Raw genomic sequence first — 24,115 nt, 5'->3', positions numbered from 1 at the left:
ACGTCTGACCCTATCAGGCTATTCCGGACCCCAGGGAAAATCGAATGTGGTTCCGAACCAGTAAATTTTCCCAGTAATGCCGCATCCAGTCCCAGGCGGCATTGTTCACCTGCTCTACGAACGGATCCAGGTTCAGCTCATAGTAGTCTGGCGTACCGGCAATCTGAAGCACGGTGATGGTGATGGCATCGTCCAACTCATTCGAGAAGGGTTCGCCAATAAGCTGATGAGTCAACAGGTTAGCACGGGTGGCTTCAAGATCCACCAAATCGCTGGCGCGAATGGAGCGATTATTCTCGTACATTTCCTCCATCAACCGATGACACAGATAGGCCCGGATCAGTAAGCCATCCAGGCCATCGTATTTCACGATCAGCGCTGACGGACGAGTGAAGTATTGGGTGGCAGCTTCCACAAACGGCGCGAACAGCTCGGCCTTGCCGGCTTCCCGGGCGCAGGCTTCGACACATTCGATCAGACGGGGTGCCATTTCGATGTATTCCACCGCGAACTGGAACAGCGAGGTGGCCGGTTGATAGCCCTCAATAGTGACGGACGAAGGCAGGCAGGCCGCCTTCTCCCGGAGTTGCTGGAGAAAGATGCCCGAACGTGCTTCCTTGCGTCGTGCTTGATCAATGATCTCGAGAACCACCTGTGGTGTCATGTCAGGAGATGCCGATGTTGTAACGAATTGAGGTCGCAAGGCCCCTCCCGTAGTCCGTATACCGTATCTGGGCAGGTAAGCAGCGGCGGACGGTCCACTACAGGCCTGCCATTTCCGACAAGTGTAGTCGACATTTTGCGCCTTGCCGGTTCAATACCAGGAAAAAACGAGCGTGAGTGAGTGTGCTTCGGCTGTCTGTTCAGGCGCGTTCAAACCAGCGCTGGTGTCGGCTGTGGGACCAGCACAGCCAGCCCATGCTGAGCGCCCGTGCCAGCATCAGGCAGATCAGCGAAAACCACAGGCCATGGTTGCCCCAGCCGGTGGTGAGCCACCACACCGGCAGGAACACCACCAGCGCCGAGAACAGCATGGTGTTCTGCATGTCCCGGGTGCGGGTGGCTCCGATGAAAATACCGTCCAGCAGGAAGCCCCAGACCGCCGCAAAGGGCAGCAGCCAGAGCCAGGGCAGATATTGCCAGGCGGTGGTGCGAACCTCTTCAATACCGGTCAGCAGCGCGATCAGGCCCCGGCCCCCGGCGACAAACACGACGGTCAGCAACAGGGCACCCCAGAGCGACCAGCGCATCGCACTGCGGAACACCGCCCGGAACCGACTCCGGCTGCCCTTACCGATGGCTTCACCGATCAGGGCCTCGGCAGCATTGGCAAAGCCATCCAGGGCGTTGGATATGAGCAGCAGGAAGGTCAGCAGCACCGCGTTGGCGGCCAGGATGGTATCGCCCTGGCGGGCACCCTGGGCAGTAAAGAACGCCAGCACCAGCAGCAGGGCAATCGTGCGAACCATAATGAAGCGGTTGACCTGGAGAATGGCCAGGTAGTCGCTCAGCTGGCCGAACAGGGCCCGGGTCAGGCGCTGTCCCTCGGGCATCCGGGTCAGCACGATGGCGAAGCCAATGCCGGCAGCGCCGTATTCGGCAATCACCGTGGCAATAGCAACGCCCCGGCTGTTCCAACCCAGACCGGTGACAAACAGGATATCCAGCACGATGTTCACGCCGTTAGCCACGATCAACATGATCATCGGGCCGCGAGCGAACTGGGTGCCAATCAGCCAGCCCACCAGGGTGTACTGGCACAGTACCGCTGGGGCACTCCAGATCCGGATGGCGGCGTACTCGGCGGCCAGGCTACTGACGTCCGGACTGGGGTTCATCAGATTCAGGCCCAGGGCAATCAGCGGCTGGTGCAACAGGATCAGCAGCAGCCCGATGGCCACCGACAGCAGCACCGAGCGCAGCAGCAGAGCGACCTGGCCGAACCGGTCGCGTTTGCCCCAGGCCTGGGCGGCCAGGCCGGTCGTGCCCATGCGCATGAAGCCGAAGGTCCAGTACAGGATGCTGAACAGGTTAGCGCCGACGGCTACCGCGCCGAGGTATTCCGGGCTCTCCAGGTGGCCAAGCACCGCGGTATCGACCAGGCCCAGGAGCGGCACGGTCAGGTTGGTCAGCATCAATGGCCAGGCTAGCGCCCAGAGACGCCGGTCGACGGCAGGCAGGTGGAACATCTATATCGCTCTGTTTTTTAAAAAGGTTTGGTTAGTAGTATTGGATTTAAATGATTTTTTAGCCTTTTTCGGATCTGTGTCTATACTCGTTTCTGAGGTATCCATAAGCAGGCTTCCACACTGATTCCAGGGTGTATGCGAGCGCCCGAAAAATCAGTGGGATAACGCAAATCCGACAAGAATAACACTCTGTGGAGACACAGTATGCGCGTGCACGCTCAGCGGGCAGGTGCCCTGATAGGTGGTCTTATGTTCCCGGCCGTGTCCCTGGCGGACTGGACGTTGAACATGACCCCCGGGGTGACCGGCATCAGTAACGAAATATTCAGCCTTCACATGATCATTCTCTGGATCTGTGTCGCCATTGGCGTCGTGGTGTTCGGAGTCATGTTCTGGTCCATCTTCGCCCATCGAAAATCTCAGGGTTACAAGCCTGCGAATTTTCACGAGAACACGCTGGTGGAGATTCTCTGGACGATCATTCCCTTTGTTATCCTCGTTGTCATGGCCATCCCGGCCACCGCCACCCTGGTTGACATGTACGACACCACCGAATCCGATGTCGATATCAAGGTCACCGGCTACCAGTGGAAATGGCAGTACGAGTACATCAACGAAGATTTCGGCTATTTCTCCAACCTCTCCACGCCTCGTGACCAGATCAACAACCGGCAGGCCAAAGGTGAGAACTACCTGCTGGAAGTGGACAACCCCCTGATCATCCCTGTGGGCAAGAAAGTGCGTTTCCTGCTGACGGCGAATGACGTGATTCATTCCTGGTGGGTGCCAGACTTTGGCGTGAAGAAAGACGCCATCCCCGGCTTCATCAACGAAACCTGGACCCGGGTCGATGAGCCCGGCACTTATCGTGGACAGTGCACCGAATTGTGCGGCAAGGACCACGGCTTCATGCCGGTGGTGGTGAAGGCCGTACCCCAGGAGGAATACGACACCTGGGTGGCTGAGCAGAAAGTTGCGGCCGAAAAAGAGCGTGAGCTGACCCAGAAAGACTGGACCATGGCCGAGCTGATGGAACGCGGCGAGAAAGCCTACCAGACTGCCTGCGCGGCCTGTCACCAGGCGGACGGCAGCGGTGCGCCCCCGGCCTTCCCGGCCCTCAAGGGCAGCAAGATTGCGCTCGAGGACATGGCCGCCCACATCGATATCGTGGTCAACGGCAAGTCCGGGACTGCGATGCAGGCCTTCGGCAACCAGCTGAGCGAGGTGGACCTGGCGGCGGTGATTACCTACGAGCGAAACGCCTGGGGTAACAACACCGGCGAAATGGTCACGCCGAAAGAGATTTTTGATTACAAGAACGAGCAGTAATCAACGCCAGATAACAGATATCACCAGCCACAATAAATGGCGGTAACGGGGGTTTTCATGAGTGCGGTTGCAGATACCCACGCCCAGGATCATCATCACGGCCCGGCTAAAGGTTTCAGCCGCTGGCTGCTGACCACCAACCACAAAGATATAGGTACCATGTACCTGATCTTCAGTTTCGCCATGTTCCTGCTTGGCGGAACCATGGCGATGGTCATTCGGGCGGAACTGTTCCAGCCCGGTTTGCAGATTGTGCAACCGGAATTCTTCAACCAGATGACCACCATGCACGGTCTGATCATGGTGTTCGGGGCCGTCATGCCGGCGTTTGTCGGCCTGGCTAACTGGATGCTGCCGCTGATGATCGGTGCCCCCGACATGGCGCTGCCGCGGATGAACAACTGGAGTTTCTGGCTGCTGCCTTGTGCCTTCCTGATCCTGGTTTCGACCCTGTTCATGGAAGGCGGTGCGCCCAACTTCGGCTGGACTTTCTACGCACCCCTGTCGACGACCTATGGGCCACCGAGCACCACCTTCTTTATCTTTGCCGTCCATATCATGGGGATCTCCTCGATCATGGGCGCGATCAACGTCATTGCCACCATTCTGAACCTGCGTGCCCCGGGCATGACCCTGATGAAAATGCCCCTGTTCGTCTGGACCTGGCTGATCACCGCGTTCCTGCTGATTGCAGTGATGCCGGTACTGGCGGGTGTGGTCACCATGATGTTGATGGATATCAACTTCGGCACCAGCTTCTTTGATGCCTCCGGTGGCGGCGACCCGGTGCTGTTCCAGCATGTGTTCTGGTTCTTCGGCCACCCCGAGGTCTACATCATGATCCTGCCCGCGTTCGGCGCGGTCTCCCACATCATCCCGGCGTTCTCCCGCAAACCGTTGTTTGGCTATGCTTCCATGGTGTACGCGGTGGGTGCTATTGCCCTGTTGTCGTTCGTGGTCTGGGCCCACCACATGTTCACCGTGGGTATCCCCATCGCCGGCCAGCTGTTCTTCATGTACGCCACCATGCTGATTGCGGTGCCCACCGGGGTGAAAGTGTTCAACTGGGTGGCCACCATGTTCCGCGGCGCGCTCAGCTTCGAGGCCCCGATGCTGTTTGCGGTCGCCTTCGTGATCCTCTTCACCATCGGTGGTTTCTCGGGCCTGATGCTGGCCATTGCTCCGGCTGACTTCCAGTACCACGACACCTACTTTGTGGTGGCACACTTCCACTACGTGCTGGTGCCCGGTGCGATCTTCGGTATCTTTGCCTCTGCCTACTTCTGGCTGCCGAAGTGGACTGGCCACATGTACGACGAAACCCTGGCCCAAACCCATTTCTGGCTGTCGTTCATCGGCATGAACCTGGCGTTCTTCCCGATGCACTTCCTGGGGCTGGCGGGCATGCCGCGGCGGATTCCGGATTACGCCCTGCAGTTCGCCGATTTCAACATGGTCTCCAGTGTTGGCGCCTTCATGTTCGGGGCTACCCAGCTGTTGTTCCTGTTCATTGTGGTGAAATGTGTTCGTGGTGGTAAGGCGGCTGCCGCCCAGCCCTGGGATGGTGCCGAAGGCCTGGAGTGGACGGTTCCGTCACCTGCGCCCTACCACACCTTCGCCACGCCCCCGGAAGTGAAGTAGGCGAGGCCCGAGATGGACGAGCGCACTCCGGCACCCGAAGCACGCCCTCGCACCAATGCGCGGGTGGTGTCCTGGTGCCTGGCCGGTGTGGTGGGCATGTTTGCCTTTGGCTTTGCCCTGGTGCCGCTGTACGACGTGTTCTGCGAAATCACCGGCATCAACGGCAAGACTGGTGGCCGGTACGAGGCAGTAGCGGCGGCCGAGGCCGATGTCACCCGCACGGTGCAGGTGCAGTTCCTGGCCCAGAACGGCCCGGGCATGCCCTGGACCTTCCGGCCGGTGACCCGGAGCATCGACGTTCATCCCGGTGAGCCGGTGACCGTTGCCTTCTTCGCCCAGAACCCGACCGGAGCAGCGATGGTAGGCCAGGCGGTTCCAAGCCTGTCGCCGTCCGAAGGTACCCTGTATTTCCATAAGACCGAGTGTTTCTGCTTTAACCAGCAACCCCTGGCGGCGGGTGAAAGTACCGAGATGCCGCTGGTGTTTATCGTTGACCGGGATCTGCCCGAGCACATTACCAAGCTGACCCTGTCCTATACGCTCTACGATCAGAGTAAAACGGCCACGGTGTCAGACACGGATCGACCTATCACAACAACAAACGAAAACGGCTAAGCCATCGGAGATTGTCATGGCGGATAATCAGAGCTACTACGTTCCGGAACAGAGCAAATGGCCAATCATTGCCACCGTCGGCCTGGGTTTAACCCTTTACGGGGTGGCATCGATCATGGTGAACAGCAAGCAGGGCGAGAGCACTGACGGCTCCTGGTTCCTGTTTATGATAGGCGCCGTGATCATGGCGTATATGCTGTTCGGCTGGTTCGGCAATGTCATCCAGGAAAGCCGGGCCGGGCTCTACAGTGATCAGATGGATCGGTCTTTTCGCTGGGGTATGAGTTGGTTTATTTTCTCAGAAGTGATGTTCTTTGCCGCCTTCTTTGGCGCTTTGTTTTACGTGCGGGTGTTCGCCGTGCCCTGGTTGGGTGGTGAAGGTGATCGCGGCAGTTCGGCCATGCTTTGGGACGGCTTCAGGGCAACCTGGCCACTGGTAGAAAACCCGAACCCGGAGGCGTTCCCTGGACCCAAAGAGGTCATCAGTGCCTGGGGTCTGCCCCTGATCAACACCCTATTGCTGGTGACCTCTTCCTTCACCGTGACGGTGGCCCACCATGCCTTGAAGGCGGGCAATCGGACAAAGACCAAGCTCTGGCTTAGCCTGACCATCGTCCTGGCCCTGGTGTTCCTGTTTGTCCAGGGCTACGAGTACATCCACGCCTATCGTGATCTGGACCTGACCCTGGCTTCCGGGATCTACGGCAGCACCTTCTTCATGCTGACGGGCTTCCACGGTGCTCACGTCCTGCTGGGTTCACTGATGCTGATCATCATGTTGCTGCGCATCAACAAGGGTCACTTTACTGCTGACAACCACTTCGGTTTCGAAGCTGCAGCCTGGTACTGGCACTTCGTGGACGTGGTCTGGTTGGGGTTGTTCATCTTCGTTTACATCATTTGAGCAGGATTAACGGGATTAAGACGGTTAAAAGGGAGTCGGATTCAGGGTCAGGCTCCCTTGCCACAGCGCAATCAGAATCAAGGCCAGGAGCAGTATGCTAAGCGTGACCCGGACCGCCAGGGAGTTCACCACCCGATTGGTTTTACCGCCATCCTTGATCAGAAAAAACAGGCCACTGAACAGACTGACCACCACGGCCAGCATTAACACAACGATTACGGCTTTCAACATGGAATATCCCGGTGCTGCAGATGAAGTGAACGGGTGGGCCGGCGGCAACCACGCAACCCCAGAGATCACTATAGCAGAGCATGTCTGATCCGCAGGGCAGAGCCCGTCACTGGCACCTGGACTGGCGGCTGATGCTGTTCACCGGGGTTTTCTTGCCGTTGCTGATTGGTCTGGGGCTGTGGCAGCTGGACCGGGCCGGACAAAAGCAGGCACAGCTGGAACAGTGGCAGCAGCAAGCATTGGACCTGAGTTGGCCAGAGCTGGTTAGTCGAGGTCTGGATTCGGGGCGGCCAGTGACGTTGACCGGGCGTTTCGGTGACTATAACTGGCTACTGGACAACCGCACCCGGGATGGTATGCCCGGCTATGAGGTCCTGACCCTGTTCTTGCCGTTGCAAGGCCCGCCTGTGGTGGTCAACCGGGGCTGGGTTCAGGCGCCTCGGCACCGCGAAGAGCTGCCAAGGGTGCCGTCGCCCGAGGGCGTGCTGGAGGTGTCTGGCCGCATCAGCGAGTATCCGGAACCGCCCGTGCTGAATGATCAGACCCCGGCTGAAACCAGCTGGCCACGGCGCGTGCAAAGCCTGCCCAGGGCCGTAGTGGCCGACGAAATCACCGACATTCCCGAGGCGATCATCCGATTGGCCGACAGCGATCAGCCCGGTGCTTTTCGCGCCGATTGGGCACCCGATCGGATGGGACCACAAACCCATTACGGGTATGCCACACAATGGTTTGCGTTGGCGCTCGCACTGGGTATATTGACGGTAGCTGCGAGCTACCGAAAGACAGGAGCCAATAATGACAACGACAATGGCTAACCAGGCATCCGATGACAACAACGGACCGTCTCCCGAGCAGGTCCGCCGGGGTCGGCGTACCGCCATTCTGCTGTTTGCCATCGGGTTCGGCCCTATGGTGTTTGCCACCATCATGTTCTACACCGGCTGGCTGAATCCTGCCGGTCATACCAACAATGGCACCCTGATCCAGCCGGTTGTGTCGGTGCAAACCCTGAACCTTGAAACTGCAGCGGGCAAGCCGCTGGCGGATCGGTTTGGCCCGGACGAGGTCGAGCCCGAGTGGTTGCTGCTGGTAGCCGCGGGCGACTGCACCAGCGAGTGCGAGGAACTGCTGTATCTGGCACGACAGGTCAACATTGCCCTGGGTAAGAACGCCAACCGGGTGTCTCGCGCAGCGGTGTTGGGCAGTGTCCCGGCGGAGCTGGGAGCCCGCTGGCAGAAGGAGTACAGCCTGATGGAACGGCTGGTTCCGGCGCCCGGCACCACGCCAGCCTGGCCCAAGGGCATTGATCCGAAGTCCCAGCCGCGCATTCTGCTGGTCGACCCGTTTGGCAATCTGATGATGCATTACGGCTCCGACAATACCGGCAAAGAACTGCTCAAGGACCTCAAGCACCTGCTCAAGATTTCCCAGATCGGATGACCGCACCGTGGAGGACTCGCGTGTGAATCAGCAGTCGTCAGCTTCTTCGCCCCAGGCCCGGCGCCTGTTTAACTGGGCCCTGTTTGCCACCCTGCTGGCTGTGGTGGTGATCATGCTTGGCGCCTGGACCCGACTGGTACATGCCGGGCTGGGTTGCCCGGACTGGCCCGGCTGCTACGGTTTTCTCACTGTTCCCCAGAGCGAATCCAGTATCGCCATTGCCAATGCTCGCTTCCCGGACACCCCGGTGGATGTCGAGAAAGGCTGGCCGGAAATGATTCATCGCTATGCCGCCGGCACCCTCGGCTTGGTGGTGTTTGGCTTGGCGGCCTATGCGTTTCGTCATCGTAAGCTCGGTGTTCCGGTCAAACTGCCGCTATTCATTGCCGGCTTTATTGTCCTTCAGGGCGCCTTTGGCATGTGGACCGTTACCCTCAAACTCTGGCCCCAGGTGGTCGCCATGCACCTGCTAGGCGGCTTCACCACCCTCAGTCTGCTGGCCCTGCTCACCCTTCGGCTCCGACATACGAAGGCAACTCCGGAACCCCGGACCACCGGCGCACCGCGGCAAGGCTTCCGGCCCTGGCTCTATGGCGGCCTGTTGCTGGTAGTGATGCAGATCGCCTTTGGTGCCTGGACTGCCGCCAATTACGCCGCCGTGGCCTGTACCGATCTGCCCACCTGCCAGGGCCAGTGGTGGCCGGAAGGCATGGACTTCCAGCACGGCTTTGATGTGACCCAGCAGGTTGGCCCCAACTATCTGGGTGGCCAGCTGACCGCCGATGGCCGGGTGGCTATTCATATGACCCATCGCATTGGCGCCATGGTTGTCCTGGGTTATTTCGCTGTCTTGCTGGCACTGATGTGGCGCCAGCGGCAGGCATCGGGCCTGACCCAGGCCATCGCCCTGGTGGCGCTGGCACTTGGCGTGCAGATCCTGCTCGGGCTGGCCAACGTGATCCTGCATATCCCCCTGGCCATTGCCGTTGCCCACAACGCGATGGGCGCGGGGCTGCTGGTGACGGTGGTGCACCTGATCTGGCGCCACCATCGGTTACCGGAACTGAACACCGCGAGTGCAATACACACAACAACAATTAACCGGGAGGTTACGGCATGAGTGAACGAGTGGAAGCATTGCCGGCCCAGACAACTGCAAACGAATCCATTACCTGGCGCGATTTTCTGGAGCTGACCAAGCCTAGAGTCGTAGCGCTGATGATCCTCACCTCGGTGATCGGCATGCTGCTGGCGGCCCCCGGGGTTCCGGGCTGGGAGGTGCTGTTGTATGGCAACCTGGGTATTGCCCTGCTGGCCGGTGCTGCCGCGGTGGTAAACCATGTGGTGGACCAGAAGATCGATACCGTGATGGCCCGTACCCGTAAACGCCCGGTAGCGACTGGCAAGATTGCCCCGGTGGACGCCCTGCTGTTCGCCACCCTGCTGGCCTGCGTGGGTATGGTGGTGTTGATGTGGCAGGTAAACGCCCTGACCGCCTGGCTGACCCTGGCATCGTTGGTGGGTTACGCCGGGGTTTACACCCTGTTCCTTAAACGTGCGACCCCACAGAACATCACCATTGGCGGTCTTGCCGGTGCCATGCCGCCGTTGCTGGGCTGGACGGCGGTCACCGGTCAGGTGGAAGGCCATGCCCTGCTGCTGGTGCTGATCATCTTCGCCTGGACCCCGCCGCACTTCTGGGCCCTGGCGATTCACCGCAAGGAAGAATACGCCAAGGCCGGCATTCCGATGCTGCCGGTAACCCACGGCAACCACTTCACCGAGCTGCACATCCTGCTGTACACCTTCATGCTGTTGGCAGTGAGCCTGCTGCCGTTTGTGACCGGCATGTCCGGTGGTATCTACCTGATCGGCGCCCTGGTGCTGGGCTTGCGGTTCCTGCACTATGCCATCCGCCTTTGGAAAGGCGACGATCGCCGGGTAGCGCTTAAGACCTTCAAGTACTCGATTACCTATCTGATGGCACTATTTGTGGTCTTGCTTGTCGATCATTTTGTATTCTTCTGACGCAGGCACCGTGCCTGCGCAAACGGGAAGCGCCATCCGAAACACGCTGTGAATACGTCCGTGTACGCTCGGCTCCGCCATCCATGGCTCCGCACGGTTTCGGATGGCGCTTCCCGCCTGCTTCTCTGACTTCGGTATTGGAACCCCAATGAACAGCTCTATTCGCCTGACACTGTTTCTGCTTCTGCTCCTGGTTATTCTGATCTTTGGATTGGTGATCGGGCGTCAGGTTTACATGGTCGGCGGCCAGGAACCTGAGCCGGCGCCGGTATTGGCCGAGCTGAACACCTATGTTTATGACCAGCCCCGGGAGCTGGTGGAGTTCACCCTCACCAATGAACAGGGCGAAACGGTCACCCGGGAAAGTCTCCGGGGCCGCTGGACCTTCGCCTTCGTGGGCTACACCAATTGTCCGGACATCTGTCCGGCGGCCATGGCCAACCTGCGCCGCACCGACCAGTTGCTGTCACCCGAGCTGCCGCAACCGGACTATCTGCTGGTCACCGCCGATCCGGAACACGACACTCCTGAGAAGCTTCAAGCCTACACCGACTTCTTCGGGGACAACTTCCACGGCCTGACCGGCGATCTGGATACTCTGCGTTCTTTGGCGAAGAGCTTGAATGCGGTGTTCATTCACCGTGATGTGGATGGTGAGCTACTGGTGGACCACAGTGGCCACTTCGCGCTGTTGAATCCCGATGGCAAGCTGGCCGCGGTGCTGCAGCCGCCGCACAAGCCTGAGGATCTGGCTGAGGCGTTTGAGCGGATTTATGAGTGGGCGAGGGAGAATCGGGAGCGGTTGGGGTCTTGATTCTTTTTTAGGACTGGTTGGGTATGGGATTGATCGGGGTGGCGGGGTATTTTTCCTTGGAAATGGAACTCGCTGCGCTCAGACATCCATTTCTGGCGGATAAATACCCCGCCATCCCTCTCTAGCTGACGAAACCGATATCGCTGGTAAAGACAATTCTGGCCTCAATCACAAACTAATAAATGCTCCCAATCGACGAAATCCTCTCCGAACTCAAGCAAACCCTGGAACGGTCCACCACTGCGCTGCTGCAGGCGCCGCCTGGTGCCGGTAAGACTACGCGGGTGCCGCTGGCGCTGTTGGATGCGCCCTGGCGGAATGAAAAGACTATTCTGATGCTGGAACCGCGGCGGCTGGCGGCTCGGTCGGCGGCTCGGTTCATGGCCAAGCAGCTGGGCGAAAAGGCAGGGCAAACGGTTGGGTATCGGACTCGGCTGGATACCAAGGTGTCGTCAGCCACCCGGATTGAGGTGGTGACCGAGGGCATTCTGACCCGGCTGATTCAGGCCGATCCGATGCTGGAAGATTACGCCGCCGTGTTGTTTGATGAATTCCATGAGCGCTCGTTGCAGGCAGATCTGGGGCTGGCGCTGGTGCGGGAATCCCAGCAGGCGTTGCGGGAGGATCTGCGGGTGCTGGTGATGTCGGCGACGCTGGATACCGCGCCTATTGTCCGGGTGCTTGGCGAGGTGCCGGTGCTGCGCAGCGAAGGCCGTGCGTTTCCGGTGGAGGTGTTGTACCGGCCGGCGCCGGCTCAGGCTCGGCGGGTCTGGATGGCTGATCGGGTGGTTGCGGTCATTCACGAGGCGCTGCAGGAGCAAACCGGATCGGTGCTGGTATTCCTGCCCGGGGCCGGGGAAATTCGTCGGGTTGCTCAGCAGTTGCAGGGTGCGGTCCCGGACGACGTGGTGGTGACACCGTTGTTCGGCAACCTGAAATCAGACGAGCAGGATCGAGCCATTGCTCCGGCCATGCCAGGCCAGCGCAAGGTGGTGTTAGCGACCGCCATTGCCGAGACCAGCCTGACCATTGAGGGGATACGGGTGGTGATCGACAGCGGCCAGCAGCGCCGGGCGGTGTTCGATGCGAACAGTGGTATGACCCGGCTCATCACCGGTCGGGTGTCCAAGGCTTCGGCGGAGCAACGTAAGGGCCGAGCCGGTCGTCTTGAACCGGGTGTCTGTTACCGGCTGTGGAGTGAATCCGAGCAGTTTGGGCTGGCTGATTTTACCCCGCCGGAAATCCAGGAGGCGGATCTGGCACCCTTGGTGCTCGAGCTGGCCCAGTGGGGCGCGCGCTCAGCGGATCAGGTGGCCTGGATCGATACGCCCCCCCAGGCGCACTGGCATCAGGCCGTGGCGTTGTTGCAGTGGCTGGATATGCTGGCGCCCGACGGTGCCATTACCGAGCATGGCAAGGCGGCCCGGGATCTGGGGGTGCATCCGCGCCTTGCGCACATGGTCTTGCGGGGCCGGGCCCTGGGGCTGGGCGCCTTGGCGGCCGATTTGGCGGCATTGCTGGGGGATCGGGATCTGTTGCGGCCCGGTGCGGGAGCGGATTTGCACGAGCGGGTCCGGCTGATTCAGGGTGAGCGTGGGCATGGCGGTGTCGATCCGGCGCGACTGCAGTCGGTCCGTCAGGCTGCCAAGCGTCTTACTGTCAGAGATAATCGCGCCGACCAGCTTTCGACAGAAGCCGAAGTCGGGCGCTTGTTGGCCCAGGCCTACCCGGACCGGATCGGACGGCGTCGGGCCGGTCAGGCGCCCCGGTACCAGCTTAGCAATGGCAGAGGCGCTAGCCTGCGGGACGACGATGCCTTCGCCCGTCATGACTGGCTGGTGGCGGCCGAGCTGGACGGCCAGGCGCGGGAAGCCATGATTTATCTGGCCGCACCCGTAGACCTGGCGGATCTGGAACAGGATCTCGCCAGCCATATCCATGAGCGCGAGGAAGCGGTCTGGGATGATAAGCGAGGCACGGTGGTTGCGCGCCGGGTTCGCAAACTGGGGGAGCTGGTGCTGGCAGAGCAGGCGCTGAAGCAACCGGACCCAGTACTGATCCAGCAGGGTTTGCTCAATGCCGTGCGGCAAAAGGGTCTGGCCAGCTTGCCCTGGACCAAGTCGGCCCGACAATGGCAGGCACGGGTGCGGTTGTTGGCCAATACGCGGCCCAATGACTGGCCCGATGTCAGTGACGAAGCCCTGCTGGTCAGTCTGGAATCCTGGTTAGCCCCTTTCCTGCCCGGGCTGCAGCGCTGGTCTGACCTGCAAGGACTGAATCTGCAACAAGCGCTGCAAAGTCTGTTGGATTACGATCAGCAACAGCAGCTGGAGGCGCTGGCCCCGAAGGCATTGACGATTCCCACCGGTCAGTCGGTGGCCCTCAATTACACCACCGACAATGGCCCGGTGCTGGCTGCCAAGCTCCAGGCCCTGTTTGGCTGGACTGAAACACCTACGCTGATTGGTGGTCAGGTGCCGGTGGTGATTCATCTGTTGTCACCGGCACAGCGACCACTGGCGGTTACCGCCGATCTGGCCAGTTTCTGGCGCAATGCCTACCCTGAAGTGCGTAAGGACATGCGCGGGCGTTACCCGAAGCACCCCTGGCCCGAGGATCCGTTCACTGCGGAGGCGCAACGGGGTACTAAAAAGGGTACGAAAAAACGCCCTGTTCGCTGATCCGCCCGGTCACCAGATGTTGCGGAATGGTCTCGAAGTAGACGTTGCGCACGATGATCAACGGGCCTTTGGGGGCGCCGAGCTGCTCCGCTGGCAGCTCTTCCAGCACGACCCGATCGCTGCTCTCGTTGCTGTCCCGGAAGGTGTCGGCCAGGACCCAGAACGGAACGCTGCGTTCCCGGGCTGCCAACGCCAGTAAGCGGGTACCGCTCTTGTTGACGAAATGACCATCGGTCAGCCAGCTGTCGCAACCGGTCAGCACCAGATCCGCGGTGGCGACGAATATGCCCATCTGGGCATCGGTGACCAGGGTTACCGGTACGCCGAGCTTGTTCAGCACGCTGGCCAACTGGTGCCCTTCATGACCGGGACTGCTCTGGGTGCAGATTACCGAGAATCCAACGTGCTCCTCCATCAGGCGTTGGAATAACCGCTCCAGTACCGAGCTGGCGCTGTGAGTCATGATCACTGCGCCTTCGGGAATATGGCTGCGGGCATGATTAATGAGGGTGTCCGTGGCGACCGTAAGCTCCTCATGCACCGCCTCAATGGCTGTTACCGGCTCACTATTGTGTGCCTGTAATCGCTCCTGTACCCGGGCCATGGCATTGGCGATGACCACCATGCTCGGCCGGGCGTCCCGGAGTTTGTCTAGCAGGGCGGTCAGCTTGCCAGGTTTGGGACGTTCGAGGCGGACATACTCGGCCAAGTCGCGCAGGATTTTCAGCGTGAGTTCGGTAGCGCCCGACTGGTGATCGGCATGAAGTGAATCGAGCAGTGCTTGGGCAGCAGGATCGAGTCTGGCCATGGTCGCGGTCCGCGGTGGCTATATCCAAAGCTTAGCAGGCTAACGCCAATTCGCGACGATTGCGGGGCTGAACCGAAGTGTTGATAAAACGCTTGCCAGCGGGGCCGGACTGGTTAAAATGCGCTCACTTTTCCACCGTGCGGCGGTAACCATGCACCTCGTTTCGTTCAATGTGTTTCGTACCCTGGGCCTGCCCAACACCACCGTTCTAAAACCAGACCAGTTCCTGCAACACCGACAGCTGCTGCAAGAGGCGGATTGGGTGCTGTTCCCGGAATACTGGCAGCTCAATGCCCTGGTGCATGGCCTCAAATGCCGGGTGTTTCCAAGCCTGGCCAGTTACCACATCGGCCACGACAAGGTGGAGATGACCCGAGCATTCCAGACCGTTGCACCGGCACACACGCCCTGGACCTTGATCGAGGCCAATGGCCCGGTCGAGCGGGAGCGAATCTGGCAGGCCATGCCGCATCCGTTTGTTGCCAAGCTGCCCAAAGCCAGCATGGGTGAGGGTGTGTGGCTGATCGAATCCCGGGCCGACTGGCAACGCTATTGCGAAGTGACCGATGTACTTTACGCCCAGGAATACCTGCCCATTGACCGGGACGCCCGGGTGGTGGTGATTGGTGATCAGGTGCTGACTGCCTACTGGCGAACTCAGGCCGACCAAGGTTTTTACAACAATGTGTCTCGGGGTGGGCGCATCGACACCAGCCCGGTGCCTGCGGTGATGACTGACCTGGCCCTTAGTCTGGCCAAGGAACTGGGGGTGGATCACGCCGGTTTCGATATCGCCCTGGTTGACGGCTACCCCTATGTCCTGGAGTTCAATCGCCTGTTCGGCAATAAGGGGCTGGCGGCCGGCCACGAGTTGCAGGACGCCATCCTCGGCTACCTGCGCCAGTCCAGTGAGCCTTCGGACCCCCGGGAGCCCTCGGACCCGAGACCGGCCTGGCCAACGGCGGTCTGAGCCCGGGCCAGGCGCGCCAAAGCCGGTTACAGGTTCTTGTAGCGATTGATGTCGAAGATGCCGGCCTGCAGTGGCTGGTGTTCGCGCTGCCATTGGGTGATGTCGTGCAGGGTCTCCCAGAATCTGGGGTGGGTGCGACGAACACCCCAGAGGCTCACCAGGCGGTCAAACTTGTCCTGCTGGTCTGAGGTTAAGGCCGCCAGACGATCGGTGAACAGCCCGAGCTGATCCGCCGGCACATCGAACATGAAGTTCGGATAGCTGCCAATCACGCCCGGGTAGATGGTGAGCTGATCGTTTTCGGGCTGGTAACGCAGGTCTTCACCAAACAGGAAAGCGACGCTGCTGTGGGAACGGTCGCGGATCAGGGTGTAGACCGTGCGCTCGCCCTGGCTATTCCAGACCCGAACGAAAGTGACGTCAGGCAGGTAGTGGATACCTGGGAGGAACTCGGCGCGGGTCGCAGCCAGGCTTGAAAGCTGGCGATCAGCCCGCTGAATCCACGGTGCCTCGTTTTTACGCCCGCACTCTTTGCCTCCGCAGCGGTTAATCGGGTCGTCCCGTTCGGCGTTGAGCTGGCGGAAATTCAGCAGCAGGCGGGCGCCCAGTTCTTCGTTGTAGGCGCTGGTTGCGAAAGGCACCTGGGATGGTGCGGAGTTCTCCATGTCCGCGTAGCTGAAGCTCAGCTTCAGGTCGCCCGCGCCCTGGTACCAGCGCTGCAGGACCTGATTCCGTTCGCCCGGGGGGATCAGTCGCAGGTAGTTTTGCTCGCCGCCATTGCGGATCAAATCGAAGTACAGGCGGGTTTGGGCCTGGTGCGCGACCGTGCCGAAGACGTCAAAATTCACCACCAGTTCGTAGTAGGTGCGCTCAAACAGCGGGTAATCCATCCACCAGCTGGTGAGCGGAACCTGGCCGATAAGGCCGCGTTGGACCGAGGCATTGTCGTGATGCCGGAAGATGGTCAGCAGGGCGTTGGTGTTGCTGCCATCGCCGTCCCAGACGTGGTCCAGTGCCGCACCCTCAGGATAGGCGTTACGGTAAGCCTGGTTCCGCAGCTCGGTGTAGCGGTTGCGCTTGTCCCGGTACAGGCTCCAGTTGTCCCCCAGGTCGAGCAGGTCGTCATCCTGGCCGGGCAGTGCCAGCAAGGGGGTGACCGAGTCCCGGTAGTCGGCGTCGGTGATGAACAGGTCGTCTTCGGGATCGTGGAACACCGTCCAGAAATGATCTCGGATCACATCGGTGGCGATCTGGCCCCGGCACACCGGGCCGCGAATGAAGGTGCGGGTGAAGTATTCGGCGTTGTCCAGCATGAACTGGTAGCGGGCCCGGGCCGGGATGGCGCTGAAGGTGGCGAAGGGGTTGGCGCGGCTGCTTCGGCTGTAGTCGGGCAGGCTGCCGACTTGCCAGTTGCCGGTGTCGAACAGACTGCGGGTGCGTTCGAATGCCTCGGTGCCCAAGGCCAAGGTGATGTGACGCTTGTGCACAATGCTGCCGGCCACCGGTCGGATCCGGTAGTGCAGTGGTCCATTGGGCGCGTCGTTGGGCCGACGGCTGGCGATCACGTCGATCGGTTGTCCCGGCGGGGTGTGCGAACGCACCAGCTCGAAGTACCGGGTGTCGGCGCCGGCATCCTCGAAGTACAGGTGCGCCAGGTACAGATGCTCGTACAGCCAGCGGCTGACCAGCTGTTGGCGATCGGACTTACCGTTAAGCCAGGTTTCCCAGCGCTCGATGTGTGCCTGTTCCTGGGTGCTGGTTTCCGGGCTGACGGGGCTGATGGCGCCGCCCTGGCTGAGCCAGCCGGTCAGGGTGGCGTACTCGTCATCGGTGAGCCCAGCCACGGCCAGGGGCATGCCTTCGTAAGGGTGGTCGTCAGCGTAGTCGGCGAAGTTGTCGTTGCTGACGCACTGGTTGCTCCGGGACAGGCCCAGCTCAATGTCTTCAGGCAGCTTGCTGTTGGGGGCAAAGGCGTGGCGCTTGCCCAGGCGAATCATGTTCTCGAACAGGCTGCGAGTCTGGTCGCCCCGGGCCAGCACGGAATAGAAGCCCAGGTCCCGCCACTGTTGTTCGGTTTCGGCGTCGATCCCGAGGCGGGTGGTGGCCTGTTTGTTCAGCCGGGTGCCGTTGTACACCCCTTGCGGGTGGGCGCCCCGGATCAGGCCATCGGCGTATTCCATTTTCAGCTGGCAGGGAGCGTCGAAACAGCTGTGGCAGGCCAGGCACTTGGTTTCCAGGATCGGCCGGACGTCTTCGTTAAAACTGACCGGGGTTTGGGTGGGCGTCGGCAGGGCCTGAGTCTCGGGCGGGGCGACCGTTTCAGCACAGCCACTGAGCAGAATCAGGCCCAGAAATACCAATGCAAATGCTTTTGCCACGCTCAAACTCCCTTTCTAAATCAGCTTGTTAGTAATCTGGTGTTACCGCTTTGCCCGGTGATCTCGGTCAGTGTGCCGGAAGCGCTCGGTTATGGGTAGATATGCTCATATCCGGAACCCTAAAAAAGCCCGATGATCGCGCCAATTCCGGGGGACTGCAGCCATGCTGTGGTGCCCCTTTTTTATGTCTGTGTGCCCATTGGAGGGAAACACTATCCATGACTGAGTCAGCCAACGCCAACATCGCCGATTACTACGACGCCGAAACGTTTAACCGCATCAAATCGTTTGCCGACGGCAAGGAAACACCGTTTGTGGTGATCGACACCGCCACTATTGATCGTCAGTACAACGAGCTGGTGGAAGGCTTTCCGTACGCCAAAGTGTACTACGCGGTAAAAGCCAATCCGGCTCAGCCGATACTGACCATGCTGCGGGACAAGGGTGCCAGTTTTGATATCGCGTCGGTGTACGAGTTGGAGAAGGTTCTGGCTCTGGGCGTGACCGGTGATCGCATCAGCTACGGCAACACCATCAAGAAGTCGAAGGACATCCGTACCTTCTACGAGAAAGGTGTGCGTATGTTTGCCACTGATTCGGAAGCGGATCTGCGCAACATTGCCAAGGCGGCTCCGGGCTCCAAGGTGTATGTGCGTATCCTGACCGAAGGCACGCTGACGGCAGATTGGCCGCTGTCCCGTAAGTTTGGTTGTCAGACCGATATGGCCATGGATCTGCTGATCCTGGCTCGTGATCTGGGCCTGGTGCCTTACGGTGTGTCGTTCCATGTTGGTTCGCAGCAGCGTGAAATCGGTGCCTGGGACGCGGCCCTGAACAAGGTGAAGGTAATCTTCGAGCGTCTGCGCGAAGAAGACGGCATTGAGCTGAAGATGATCAACATGGGTGGTGGTTTTCCGGCCAATTACATCACCCGAACCAACGAGCTGAAGGTGTACGCGGAGGAGATTGCCCGCTTCCTGCACGAGGATTTTGGTGCCGAGCTGCCGGAGATCATCATTGAGCCAGGCCGTTCGCTGATTTCCAACGCCGGTGTGTTGGTGAGTGAGGTGGTGTTGATTTCCCGTAAGTCGCGCACTGCCCTGCACCGTTGGGTGTTTACCGATGTTGGTAAGTTCTCCGGTCTGATCGAGACTTTGGATGAGGCGATCAAGTTTCCGATCTGGACTGACAAGGTGGGTGAAGGCGAGGACTGTGTGATTGCGGGTCCGACCTGTGACAGCGCGGACATCATGTACGAGCATCACAAGTACCCGTTGCCGCTGAACTTGGCGATTGGGGATCGGATGTACTGGTTGTCGACTGGGGCCTATACCACCACTTACAGTGCGGTGGAGTTCAATGGCTTTCCTCCGCTGAAGGACTATTACATCTAAAGTTGGGGGTGGCCGCGAGGCGGGGTGCTTTTCCTCTGGGAAAAACAACTCGCTTCGCTCAGACATCTTTTTCCCGGCGGAAAAGCACCCCGCCCCACGGCTTTCAAGCCTTGGAGGTGAGGTTCGAAAAAAGGGTCAGCCTGTAGGCTGGCCCTTTTTTCGTTCCAGGTCGAGAGTGAAGGCCAGCGGTAGCACCAGCAGGCCGTAGCCGATCATGATCAGCAGGGCGTGGCGGGCGTCGCCGGTCCAGTCTGCGACGAGGCCGCCGGTCATGGGGACAACGAAAGCGACGGTGTAGCCGACCAGGAAGGTGCCGGCGGACAGGCGGCCGGTTTCGGCGGCGGAGACCACCAGTGGTGGGATCGCAACCAGCAGGATCAGGAGCATGCCGGCGACCAGGCTCATGAGGGTGGCGCTGATGATGGACCACCAGCCGCTGGCGATAACCGCGCCGATGGCGCCGAGGATGGCGAGACTGGCGAGGGTGGCGATGATTTCCCGGCGGCCGACCCAGCGTCGGGCCATTTTGAGCATGATCAGGGACGCGGCGACCTGGGCCAGGTTGTACCAGAACAGGGCCTCGGACAGTTTGTCGAGCTGGCCCTGGGACTCCAGCAGGTTGGCCATGTAGGCATTGAGGCCGAAGAACAGGCTACCGGACAGGCCCAGCAGCAGGCCGAGCCGGAGCGTGAGTCGGTTGTGCCAGTCCGGTAGCCAGGCCGGTTTCCGTACCGGTCGGGCGCGGTCCCGTTTGGGCAGGAACAGGGCGGCGGCCACCAGCAGGGCCGGTAATGACCAGGCCACCAGGGTGGCGCGCCAGCTGTTGTCGAGCAGCGGCATCAGTACCGGCAGGGTAATGCCGGCGCCGATGAATTCGCCCATCAGCATGCCGTTCATATAGATCGCCGAGCCCAGCGCCAGATGATGCGGTTCCAACCAGCGTGGCAGCAAGGCCGGCAGTGCCGGCTGCATCATGGATACTCCGAAGCCCATCACGGCGCTGGCAATCATCAGGCTCAGGGTGTCGGGCACCAGGCCGCGGCCGGCGGAGCCGATGACCATGATTACCATGGCCAGGGCCAGGGTGTTGCGGGGGCCAATGCGGGCGATGGAGAGCGAGCCGGGCATGGAGCCGACGGCCAGCATCAGGATAGGTAGGGTGGTCAGGGCGCCGGTGAGAGCCTGGGACAGCGCCAGTTCGTCGCTGATGAAGGGTGCCAGCGGCGGCGCCACTAACACCGGAACGCGCAGGTAAACTCCGGCCAACCAAAGCAGCACCGCCACCGGCAGCAGTCGCGCTGGCGGTGGCGGTGTGGTTGTGGCGTGTGTTTCAGCCACAGTTAAAGATCAGTCTTCGCTGGTATCCGGCAGGTAGGCGCCGTCTTCGTCGTGCACTTCGCGGCCGGTAACCGGCGGGTTGAAGGAGCAGATCAGGCGCATGTCTTCGGTGCCGCCGTACAGGGTGTGCTGATCGTGCTTGTCGAGTGCGTACAGGGTGCCGTCGGTGATTTCGTGGGTCTCACCGGTGGCCTTGTCCAGAATCTTGCCGTTACCGGCGACGCAGTAGACCGCTTCCAGGTGGTGCTTGTACCAGAGGTTCAGTACGGCACCGGCAGGAATGATCGTCTCGTGGAATGAGAAACCCATGCCGTCTTTTTTTAACAGCATCCGGCGGCTGGTCCAGCCCGGTCCGGTAACTTCGCGTTCGGTACCAATGATGTCTTGCACTCGTACAATTTTCATTCACATTCCCCATTGTGTGATGGAACAGCCTAACAGTATAAACATCCCTGTTACGCCCGATTCAACCGCCAGTGGTCGTAGGCGGCCATGCTTTGCTCGATGGCAGTGATGAATTTCTGTCGCTGACGGTCGTCCAGTGGCCGCCGTTTTCGGCGTTTGTCGAAGACCTGCTGAATGATCTGACGGCTGCTCCTGTCGAGGTGTTCGAGCCAGTGATGGTCTGCTGGTTCCAGATCCAGAAGCTCGCGTCCGGCATGGTTGCGCTGGCTGATGTGCCACCAGTGATCCACTGCCCTACCCAGTACAACATAGCCGAATTGACTGTCCTGTACAGGTCCGAAGGTGGCAGTTTTCAGGCCATCCTGCAGGGCCCCGATGTGCAGGGCCGGCAGCATCAGCCGGTCGCCGTAGAAATAACTGCCGGCGGCGCCGATCAGCCCTCCGACCAAGGCCCCGGCGCCAAGGGAGTGGCCCAGGGTCAGGGCGTCGAGGCCGGCTCCACCGACCGCGCCGGCACCGAAGCCGGCGGTCGCCAGATAACGCTTGCTGACCGACCAGGCTCGGCGGCTGTCCTCGGAAAACAGGTCGTGCTCGTTGTGCCACTCCAGTTCCGCTTCCTGGCGCTGGATTCGCTGATGCTGGTACAGGTGCTCGATGTCGATGCGCAGGGACTGTTCCCGTTGTCGTTGATGCCGGTACCAGCGCTGGCGCAGTTGCTCGGCCAGGGAGTCGTCACTGGTGCCGGCGCTCTGGTTCTGGGTCAGGGTGCGTTTCTCCTGGTACGCCATCAGGTCTTCCAGAGCACGAGCAATGATCGCCGCTGACTGACCGCGGCGTTTCAGACGTTGGTCTGAGAGGAAATCCGTGGCCTGCTCCAGGGGCGCTTCCCAGTCCGGCTCCAGTTGTCCGAACGCGCGCAAAAGTCCGAGATGTTGTTCGAAAGGTGCGCGAACGGCGTCGAATTTCCGCACAACTTGGAAGAATTGGCCGAGCGCAGCCTGCCAGGTGTCACTGTAGTCGTCCCTGCCGATACTGTTGATCAGCGCCAGGCTGGGGCGACCGGTCCAGCGCAGGATGGTCATTTCGGCCTCGTGCTCGGCGCTGTAGGGCACCGAGCCATCGACCACGTAGATGATGCCGGCGCCGTCTACCAATGGCGTCAGCAGTTCGCATTCGTCGGTGAACCGGCCATCGCCCTGGTGCTGAGTCACAAAGGCCTGCACGGTCTGGGCGTGATCGGAAGCCGACACGCTGTGGGCCTGCAGCCACTCCAGGACCCGGCGCGGGCGCTGGAAACCGGGGGTGTCCACCAGGGTATACAAGGTGTGGCCGTCTACGCTCAATGGGTAGGCCTGGCGCTGGCGGGTGGTGCCGGGTTCGAGGGCAATGGCAATGGCATCGTTCTGGGACAGGGTGGCCACGACACTGGATTTGCCCTTGTTGGGGTGACCGACGACGGCAAAGACTGGGGCGGCCGTCACGGCAGTTTCCTCGATTCTGTACCTGGCTCGAAGCCTGGTTCGGGGAGCAATTCGGTATGCGGATCCCGCCAGTGCAGGCGCGGCACACTGACACTGGCAAAGCCGGTGCCCAGCCGATCGGCAAAGCGCAGCCATTGGCTGAGCTGGTGCGGCTCCGGTTCCCGTTCGCTGTCCAGACTCAGCGGCACCAGTGCGACCCGGGTTCCGGTGGGCCAGAGCTCGCGGGCGTTGGCAAGAAAGTCCTCAAGTTCACCGGTGGGCGGCTCCCAGCTGCGGGTGATTACAATCACTGCGGGTTCCGGACTTGCGGCGAGTTGATTGGCAATGTCGGTCTGTGCCGCCTGGTCCTCAGCCAGGCTGGCTCGGCCACCGGCCCGGAACAGGCGGGTGTGCTCGCCGACCAGGGTCTGCGGCAGCGCCGGTTCGCCAGCGCCGGCCCAGCACAGCAGCAGATTGCTGTCGGGCAGTGGCTGCAGGCTTGTGTGGGTGTCGGTGTCGGGCAGGTCGGCGGCATCGTTGTGGTGGTTGCCGGTATCCAGGGTTGGCGTTTCCATCCGGTACAGCAGCGCGTGCATGCCCGGATGGTTGGCCAGGAGCTGGCGTGCCTTGCGCCGCAGCAAAAGGATTGATGCCAGGAACAACAGCAGTCTCGGGATCAGCACCCAGCTAATCCACAGCATGGTGACAAAGGGCCACCAATGGCCCCAGCGTTCAGGTGCAATGGCACCGGTGCCAGCCCCGGCCCGAAAGAACCGGGTTGCCTCCACCAGGGCCAGATCCGGCACCGCGGCTGGCCAGAGCGCCGCCCAGGGCGTAGCCAGGGTAGTGAGCAGTTGATGGTAGCCGCTGGCACCGGCATCCAGCGTGGTACTCCAGCCAAAGGCCAGGTCCTGCACCGCCACCATCAGTAGCAGCGTCAGTACGCCGGTGGCCGCGAAGCAGATGCCGCCCAGGTGGGCAGCCCGGGTCATCAGCATGGGCTGAAGCCGGGACGCGGTTTCGGAGTGGCGCTCTGATGCAAGCCGACGCACCAGCCAGCGCCAGGGCTGCCAGCCGGCCAGGGACTGGGCGGTGGTGAACAGGGCCAGCAGCAACTGGAGCGCGACAAACGCCAGGATGACGGTGATGTTGATGCGCTGGCCGCCCTCGTAGAACAGCAGTCCGAGCATGGTCAGGCAGCCGAACACGGCACCTCCCAGGGCAAAGCCGGCATTGATCCGGCGCCAGAGACGCAGGGTTTTCTGGCCGGCGCTGGCTATGCTGCCGGGGCCGCTCAGACGCGCCATGTGCTCGAGCCAGCGCCGGGCATTCGGGGCCTGGCCCTGCTCCGCGCAGGTCAGGGCGAATTTGCGATCGCGGCGGTGCAGGAAGGCCGGTGGCTGATCCTGGTCTCGCTGGCTGCGGGCATCGAAATCCAGCAGCAGTCGGAGGGGGCTGTCTGTCATGCAGTATCCCGGTGGTGAATT

General features: G+C 61.0%; 21 protein-coding genes. 12 read left to right on the top strand and 9 right to left on the bottom strand.

Features of this window, described 5'->3' with window-relative positions; translation table 11 throughout:
- Window positions 1-13 precede the first annotated feature (13 nt).
- On the bottom strand, window positions 14-664 hold the full coding sequence (locus tag FGO67_RS02445; RefSeq protein ID WP_203299136.1) for a hypothetical protein: 651 nt from the start codon (window positions 662-664) through the stop codon (window positions 14-16).
- Window positions 665-863: 199 nt separating this feature from the next.
- The gene (locus tag FGO67_RS02440; protein ID WP_238942141.1) at window positions 864-2,189 is read right to left on the bottom strand and encodes an MATE family efflux transporter; all 1,326 of its coding nucleotides are present in this window, start codon (window positions 2,187-2,189) and stop codon (window positions 864-866) included.
- Between the two features lie 204 nt (window positions 2,190-2,393).
- Between FGO67_RS02440 and coxB the strand changes: the two genes are divergently transcribed.
- The 4 genes from coxB to FGO67_RS02420 are packed head-to-tail and all read left to right on the top strand — an operon-like array spanning window position 2,394 to window position 6,678.
- On the top strand, window positions 2,394-3,518 hold the full coding sequence (coxB, locus tag FGO67_RS02435; RefSeq protein WP_203299135.1) for a cytochrome c oxidase subunit II: 1,125 nt from the start codon (window positions 2,394-2,396) through the stop codon (window positions 3,516-3,518).
- Window positions 3,519-3,575: 57 nt separating this feature from the next.
- Window positions 3,576-5,159, top strand: coding sequence for a cytochrome c oxidase subunit I (ctaD, locus tag FGO67_RS02430; RefSeq protein ID WP_138439775.1), 1,584 nt, complete (start codon window positions 3,576-3,578; stop codon window positions 5,157-5,159).
- Window positions 5,160-5,171: 12 nt separating this feature from the next.
- Window positions 5,172-5,774 (top strand): cytochrome c oxidase assembly protein, encoded by a 603-nt coding sequence (locus tag FGO67_RS02425; protein ID WP_203299134.1) that lies wholly within the window; start codon window positions 5,172-5,174, stop codon window positions 5,772-5,774.
- 16 nt (window positions 5,775-5,790) lie between these two features.
- The gene (locus tag FGO67_RS02420; RefSeq protein ID WP_203299133.1) at window positions 5,791-6,678 is read left to right on the top strand and encodes a cytochrome c oxidase subunit 3; all 888 of its coding nucleotides are present in this window, start codon (window positions 5,791-5,793) and stop codon (window positions 6,676-6,678) included.
- 24 nt (window positions 6,679-6,702) lie between these two features.
- Here FGO67_RS02420 and FGO67_RS02415 read toward each other — a convergent pair whose 3' ends face one another.
- Complete coding sequence (locus tag FGO67_RS02415) at window positions 6,703-6,909, bottom strand: twin transmembrane helix small protein (RefSeq protein ID WP_203299132.1); 207 nt, start codon at window positions 6,907-6,909, stop codon at window positions 6,703-6,705.
- An 80-nt stretch (window positions 6,910-6,989) separates the two neighbouring features.
- On the opposite strand from FGO67_RS02415, the gene FGO67_RS02410 reads away from it, so the two are divergent.
- The 6 genes from FGO67_RS02410 (at window position 6,990) to hrpB (ending at window position 13,875) form a co-directional block, all read left to right on the top strand.
- The gene (locus tag FGO67_RS02410; protein WP_203299131.1) at window positions 6,990-7,727 is read left to right on the top strand and encodes an SURF1 family protein; all 738 of its coding nucleotides are present in this window, start codon (window positions 6,990-6,992) and stop codon (window positions 7,725-7,727) included.
- Window positions 7,708-8,352 carry a hypothetical protein gene (locus tag FGO67_RS02405; protein ID WP_238942140.1) on the top strand — a complete coding sequence of 215 codons (645 nt, stop codon included), beginning with the start codon at window positions 7,708-7,710 and terminating at the stop codon, window positions 8,350-8,352. The genes FGO67_RS02410 and FGO67_RS02405 overlap by 20 nt, the downstream gene beginning before the upstream one ends.
- Window positions 8,353-8,464: 112 nt before the next feature.
- Window positions 8,465-9,472 carry a COX15/CtaA family protein gene (locus tag FGO67_RS02400; protein ID WP_238942231.1) on the top strand — a complete coding sequence of 336 codons (1,008 nt, stop codon included), beginning with the start codon at window positions 8,465-8,467 and terminating at the stop codon, window positions 9,470-9,472.
- Window positions 9,469-10,380, top strand: coding sequence for a heme o synthase (gene cyoE, locus FGO67_RS02395; RefSeq protein ID WP_203299130.1), 912 nt, complete (start codon window positions 9,469-9,471; stop codon window positions 10,378-10,380). The genes FGO67_RS02400 and cyoE overlap by 4 nt, the downstream gene beginning before the upstream one ends.
- Window positions 10,381-10,528: 148 nt before the next feature.
- Entirely contained in the window at window positions 10,529-11,194 is a 666-nt protein-coding gene (locus FGO67_RS02390) for an SCO family protein (protein ID WP_203299129.1), read from the top strand.
- Window positions 11,195-11,376: 182 nt separating this feature from the next.
- Window positions 11,377-13,875, top strand: a complete 2,499-nt coding sequence (gene hrpB / locus FGO67_RS02385) for an ATP-dependent helicase HrpB (RefSeq protein WP_203299128.1) — start codon at window positions 11,377-11,379, stop codon at window positions 13,873-13,875.
- On the opposite strand, the gene FGO67_RS02380 is transcribed toward hrpB, so the two are convergent.
- Window positions 13,841-14,683, bottom strand: coding sequence for an eIF2B alpha/beta/delta subunit family protein (locus FGO67_RS02380; protein WP_203299127.1), 843 nt, complete (start codon window positions 14,681-14,683; stop codon window positions 13,841-13,843). The two genes, hrpB and FGO67_RS02380, sit on opposite strands and share 35 nt — an antisense overlap.
- A gap of 151 nt (window positions 14,684-14,834) precedes the next feature.
- Between FGO67_RS02380 and FGO67_RS02375 the strand changes: the two genes are divergently transcribed.
- Entirely contained in the window at window positions 14,835-15,653 is an 819-nt protein-coding gene (locus FGO67_RS02375) for an ATP-grasp domain-containing protein (RefSeq protein ID WP_203299932.1), read from the top strand.
- A 26-nt stretch (window positions 15,654-15,679) separates the two neighbouring features.
- On the opposite strand, the gene FGO67_RS02370 is transcribed toward FGO67_RS02375, so the two are convergent.
- Window positions 15,680-18,031, bottom strand: coding sequence for a fatty acid cis/trans isomerase (locus tag FGO67_RS02370; protein WP_203299126.1), 2,352 nt, complete (start codon window positions 18,029-18,031; stop codon window positions 15,680-15,682).
- A gap of 218 nt (window positions 18,032-18,249) precedes the next feature.
- Here FGO67_RS02370 and FGO67_RS02365 point away from each other — a divergent pair, with 218 nt between their 5' ends.
- Entirely contained in the window at window positions 18,250-19,425 is a 1,176-nt protein-coding gene (locus FGO67_RS02365; protein WP_203299125.1) for a type III PLP-dependent enzyme, read from the top strand.
- 135 nt (window positions 19,426-19,560) lie between these two features.
- Here FGO67_RS02365 and FGO67_RS02360 read toward each other — a convergent pair whose 3' ends face one another.
- Genes FGO67_RS02360 through FGO67_RS02345 form a run of 4 tightly spaced genes read right to left on the bottom strand, consistent with a single transcriptional unit; the run spans window position 19,561 to window position 24,094 of the window.
- The gene (locus FGO67_RS02360) at window positions 19,561-20,763 is read right to left on the bottom strand and encodes an MFS transporter (protein ID WP_203299124.1); all 1,203 of its coding nucleotides are present in this window, start codon (window positions 20,761-20,763) and stop codon (window positions 19,561-19,563) included.
- Window positions 20,764-20,772: 9 nt separating this feature from the next.
- Entirely contained in the window at window positions 20,773-21,168 is a 396-nt protein-coding gene (locus tag FGO67_RS02355; protein ID WP_138439788.1) for an ectoine synthase, read from the bottom strand.
- 50 nt (window positions 21,169-21,218) lie between these two features.
- Window positions 21,219-22,649: a GTPase/DUF3482 domain-containing protein gene (locus FGO67_RS02350; protein WP_203299123.1), complete on the bottom strand. Its 1,431-nt coding sequence runs from the start codon at window positions 22,647-22,649 to the stop codon at window positions 21,219-21,221.
- Window positions 22,646-24,094, bottom strand: a complete 1,449-nt coding sequence (locus FGO67_RS02345; protein WP_203299122.1) for a DUF2868 domain-containing protein — start codon at window positions 24,092-24,094, stop codon at window positions 22,646-22,648. The genes FGO67_RS02350 and FGO67_RS02345 overlap by 4 nt, the downstream gene beginning before the upstream one ends.
- Between the last annotated feature and the right edge of the window lie 21 nt (window positions 24,095-24,115).

The sequence above is a fragment of the Marinobacter sediminum genome (genome assembly GCF_016820575.1).
Taxonomy (GTDB): Bacteria; Pseudomonadota; Gammaproteobacteria; order Pseudomonadales; family Oleiphilaceae; genus Marinobacter; species Marinobacter sediminum.
Note: the sequence above shows the minus strand (reverse complement) of the source record. Positions and strands in the feature narration are given on the sequence as shown.

Excerpts from the sequence above, each read along its gene's own strand:
- FGO67_RS02445 (WP_203299136.1), bottom strand. The coding sequence starts at position 664 with ATGACACCACAGGTGGTTCTCGAGATCATTGATCAAGCACGACGCAAG.
- FGO67_RS02440 (WP_238942141.1), bottom strand. The coding sequence starts at position 2,189 with ATGTTCCACCTGCCTGCCGTCGACCGGCGTCTCTGGGCGCTAGCCTGG.
- coxB (WP_203299135.1), top strand. The coding sequence starts at position 2,394 with ATGCGCGTGCACGCTCAGCGGGCAGGTGCCCTGATAGGTGGTCTTATG.
- ctaD (WP_138439775.1), top strand. The coding sequence starts at position 3,576 with ATGAGTGCGGTTGCAGATACCCACGCCCAGGATCATCATCACGGCCCG.
- FGO67_RS02425 (WP_203299134.1), top strand. The coding sequence starts at position 5,172 with ATGGACGAGCGCACTCCGGCACCCGAAGCACGCCCTCGCACCAATGCG.
- FGO67_RS02420 (WP_203299133.1), top strand. The coding sequence starts at position 5,791 with ATGGCGGATAATCAGAGCTACTACGTTCCGGAACAGAGCAAATGGCCA.
- FGO67_RS02415 (WP_203299132.1), bottom strand. The coding sequence starts at position 6,909 with ATGTTGAAAGCCGTAATCGTTGTGTTAATGCTGGCCGTGGTGGTCAGT.
- FGO67_RS02410 (WP_203299131.1), top strand. The coding sequence starts at position 6,990 with ATGTCTGATCCGCAGGGCAGAGCCCGTCACTGGCACCTGGACTGGCGG.
- FGO67_RS02405 (WP_238942140.1), top strand. The coding sequence starts at position 7,708 with ATGACAACGACAATGGCTAACCAGGCATCCGATGACAACAACGGACCG.
- FGO67_RS02400 (WP_238942231.1), top strand. The coding sequence starts at position 8,465 with ATGCTTGGCGCCTGGACCCGACTGGTACATGCCGGGCTGGGTTGCCCG.
- cyoE (WP_203299130.1), top strand. The coding sequence starts at position 9,469 with ATGAGTGAACGAGTGGAAGCATTGCCGGCCCAGACAACTGCAAACGAA.
- FGO67_RS02390 (WP_203299129.1), top strand. The coding sequence starts at position 10,529 with ATGAACAGCTCTATTCGCCTGACACTGTTTCTGCTTCTGCTCCTGGTT.
- hrpB (WP_203299128.1), top strand. The coding sequence starts at position 11,377 with ATGCTCCCAATCGACGAAATCCTCTCCGAACTCAAGCAAACCCTGGAA.
- FGO67_RS02380 (WP_203299127.1), bottom strand. The coding sequence starts at position 14,683 with ATGGCCAGACTCGATCCTGCTGCCCAAGCACTGCTCGATTCACTTCAT.
- FGO67_RS02375 (WP_203299932.1), top strand. The coding sequence starts at position 14,835 with ATGCACCTCGTTTCGTTCAATGTGTTTCGTACCCTGGGCCTGCCCAAC.
- FGO67_RS02365 (WP_203299125.1), top strand. The coding sequence starts at position 18,250 with ATGACTGAGTCAGCCAACGCCAACATCGCCGATTACTACGACGCCGAA.
- FGO67_RS02355 (WP_138439788.1), bottom strand. The coding sequence starts at position 21,168 with ATGAAAATTGTACGAGTGCAAGACATCATTGGTACCGAACGCGAAGTT.
- FGO67_RS02345 (WP_203299122.1), bottom strand. The coding sequence starts at position 24,094 with ATGACAGACAGCCCCCTCCGACTGCTGCTGGATTTCGATGCCCGCAGC.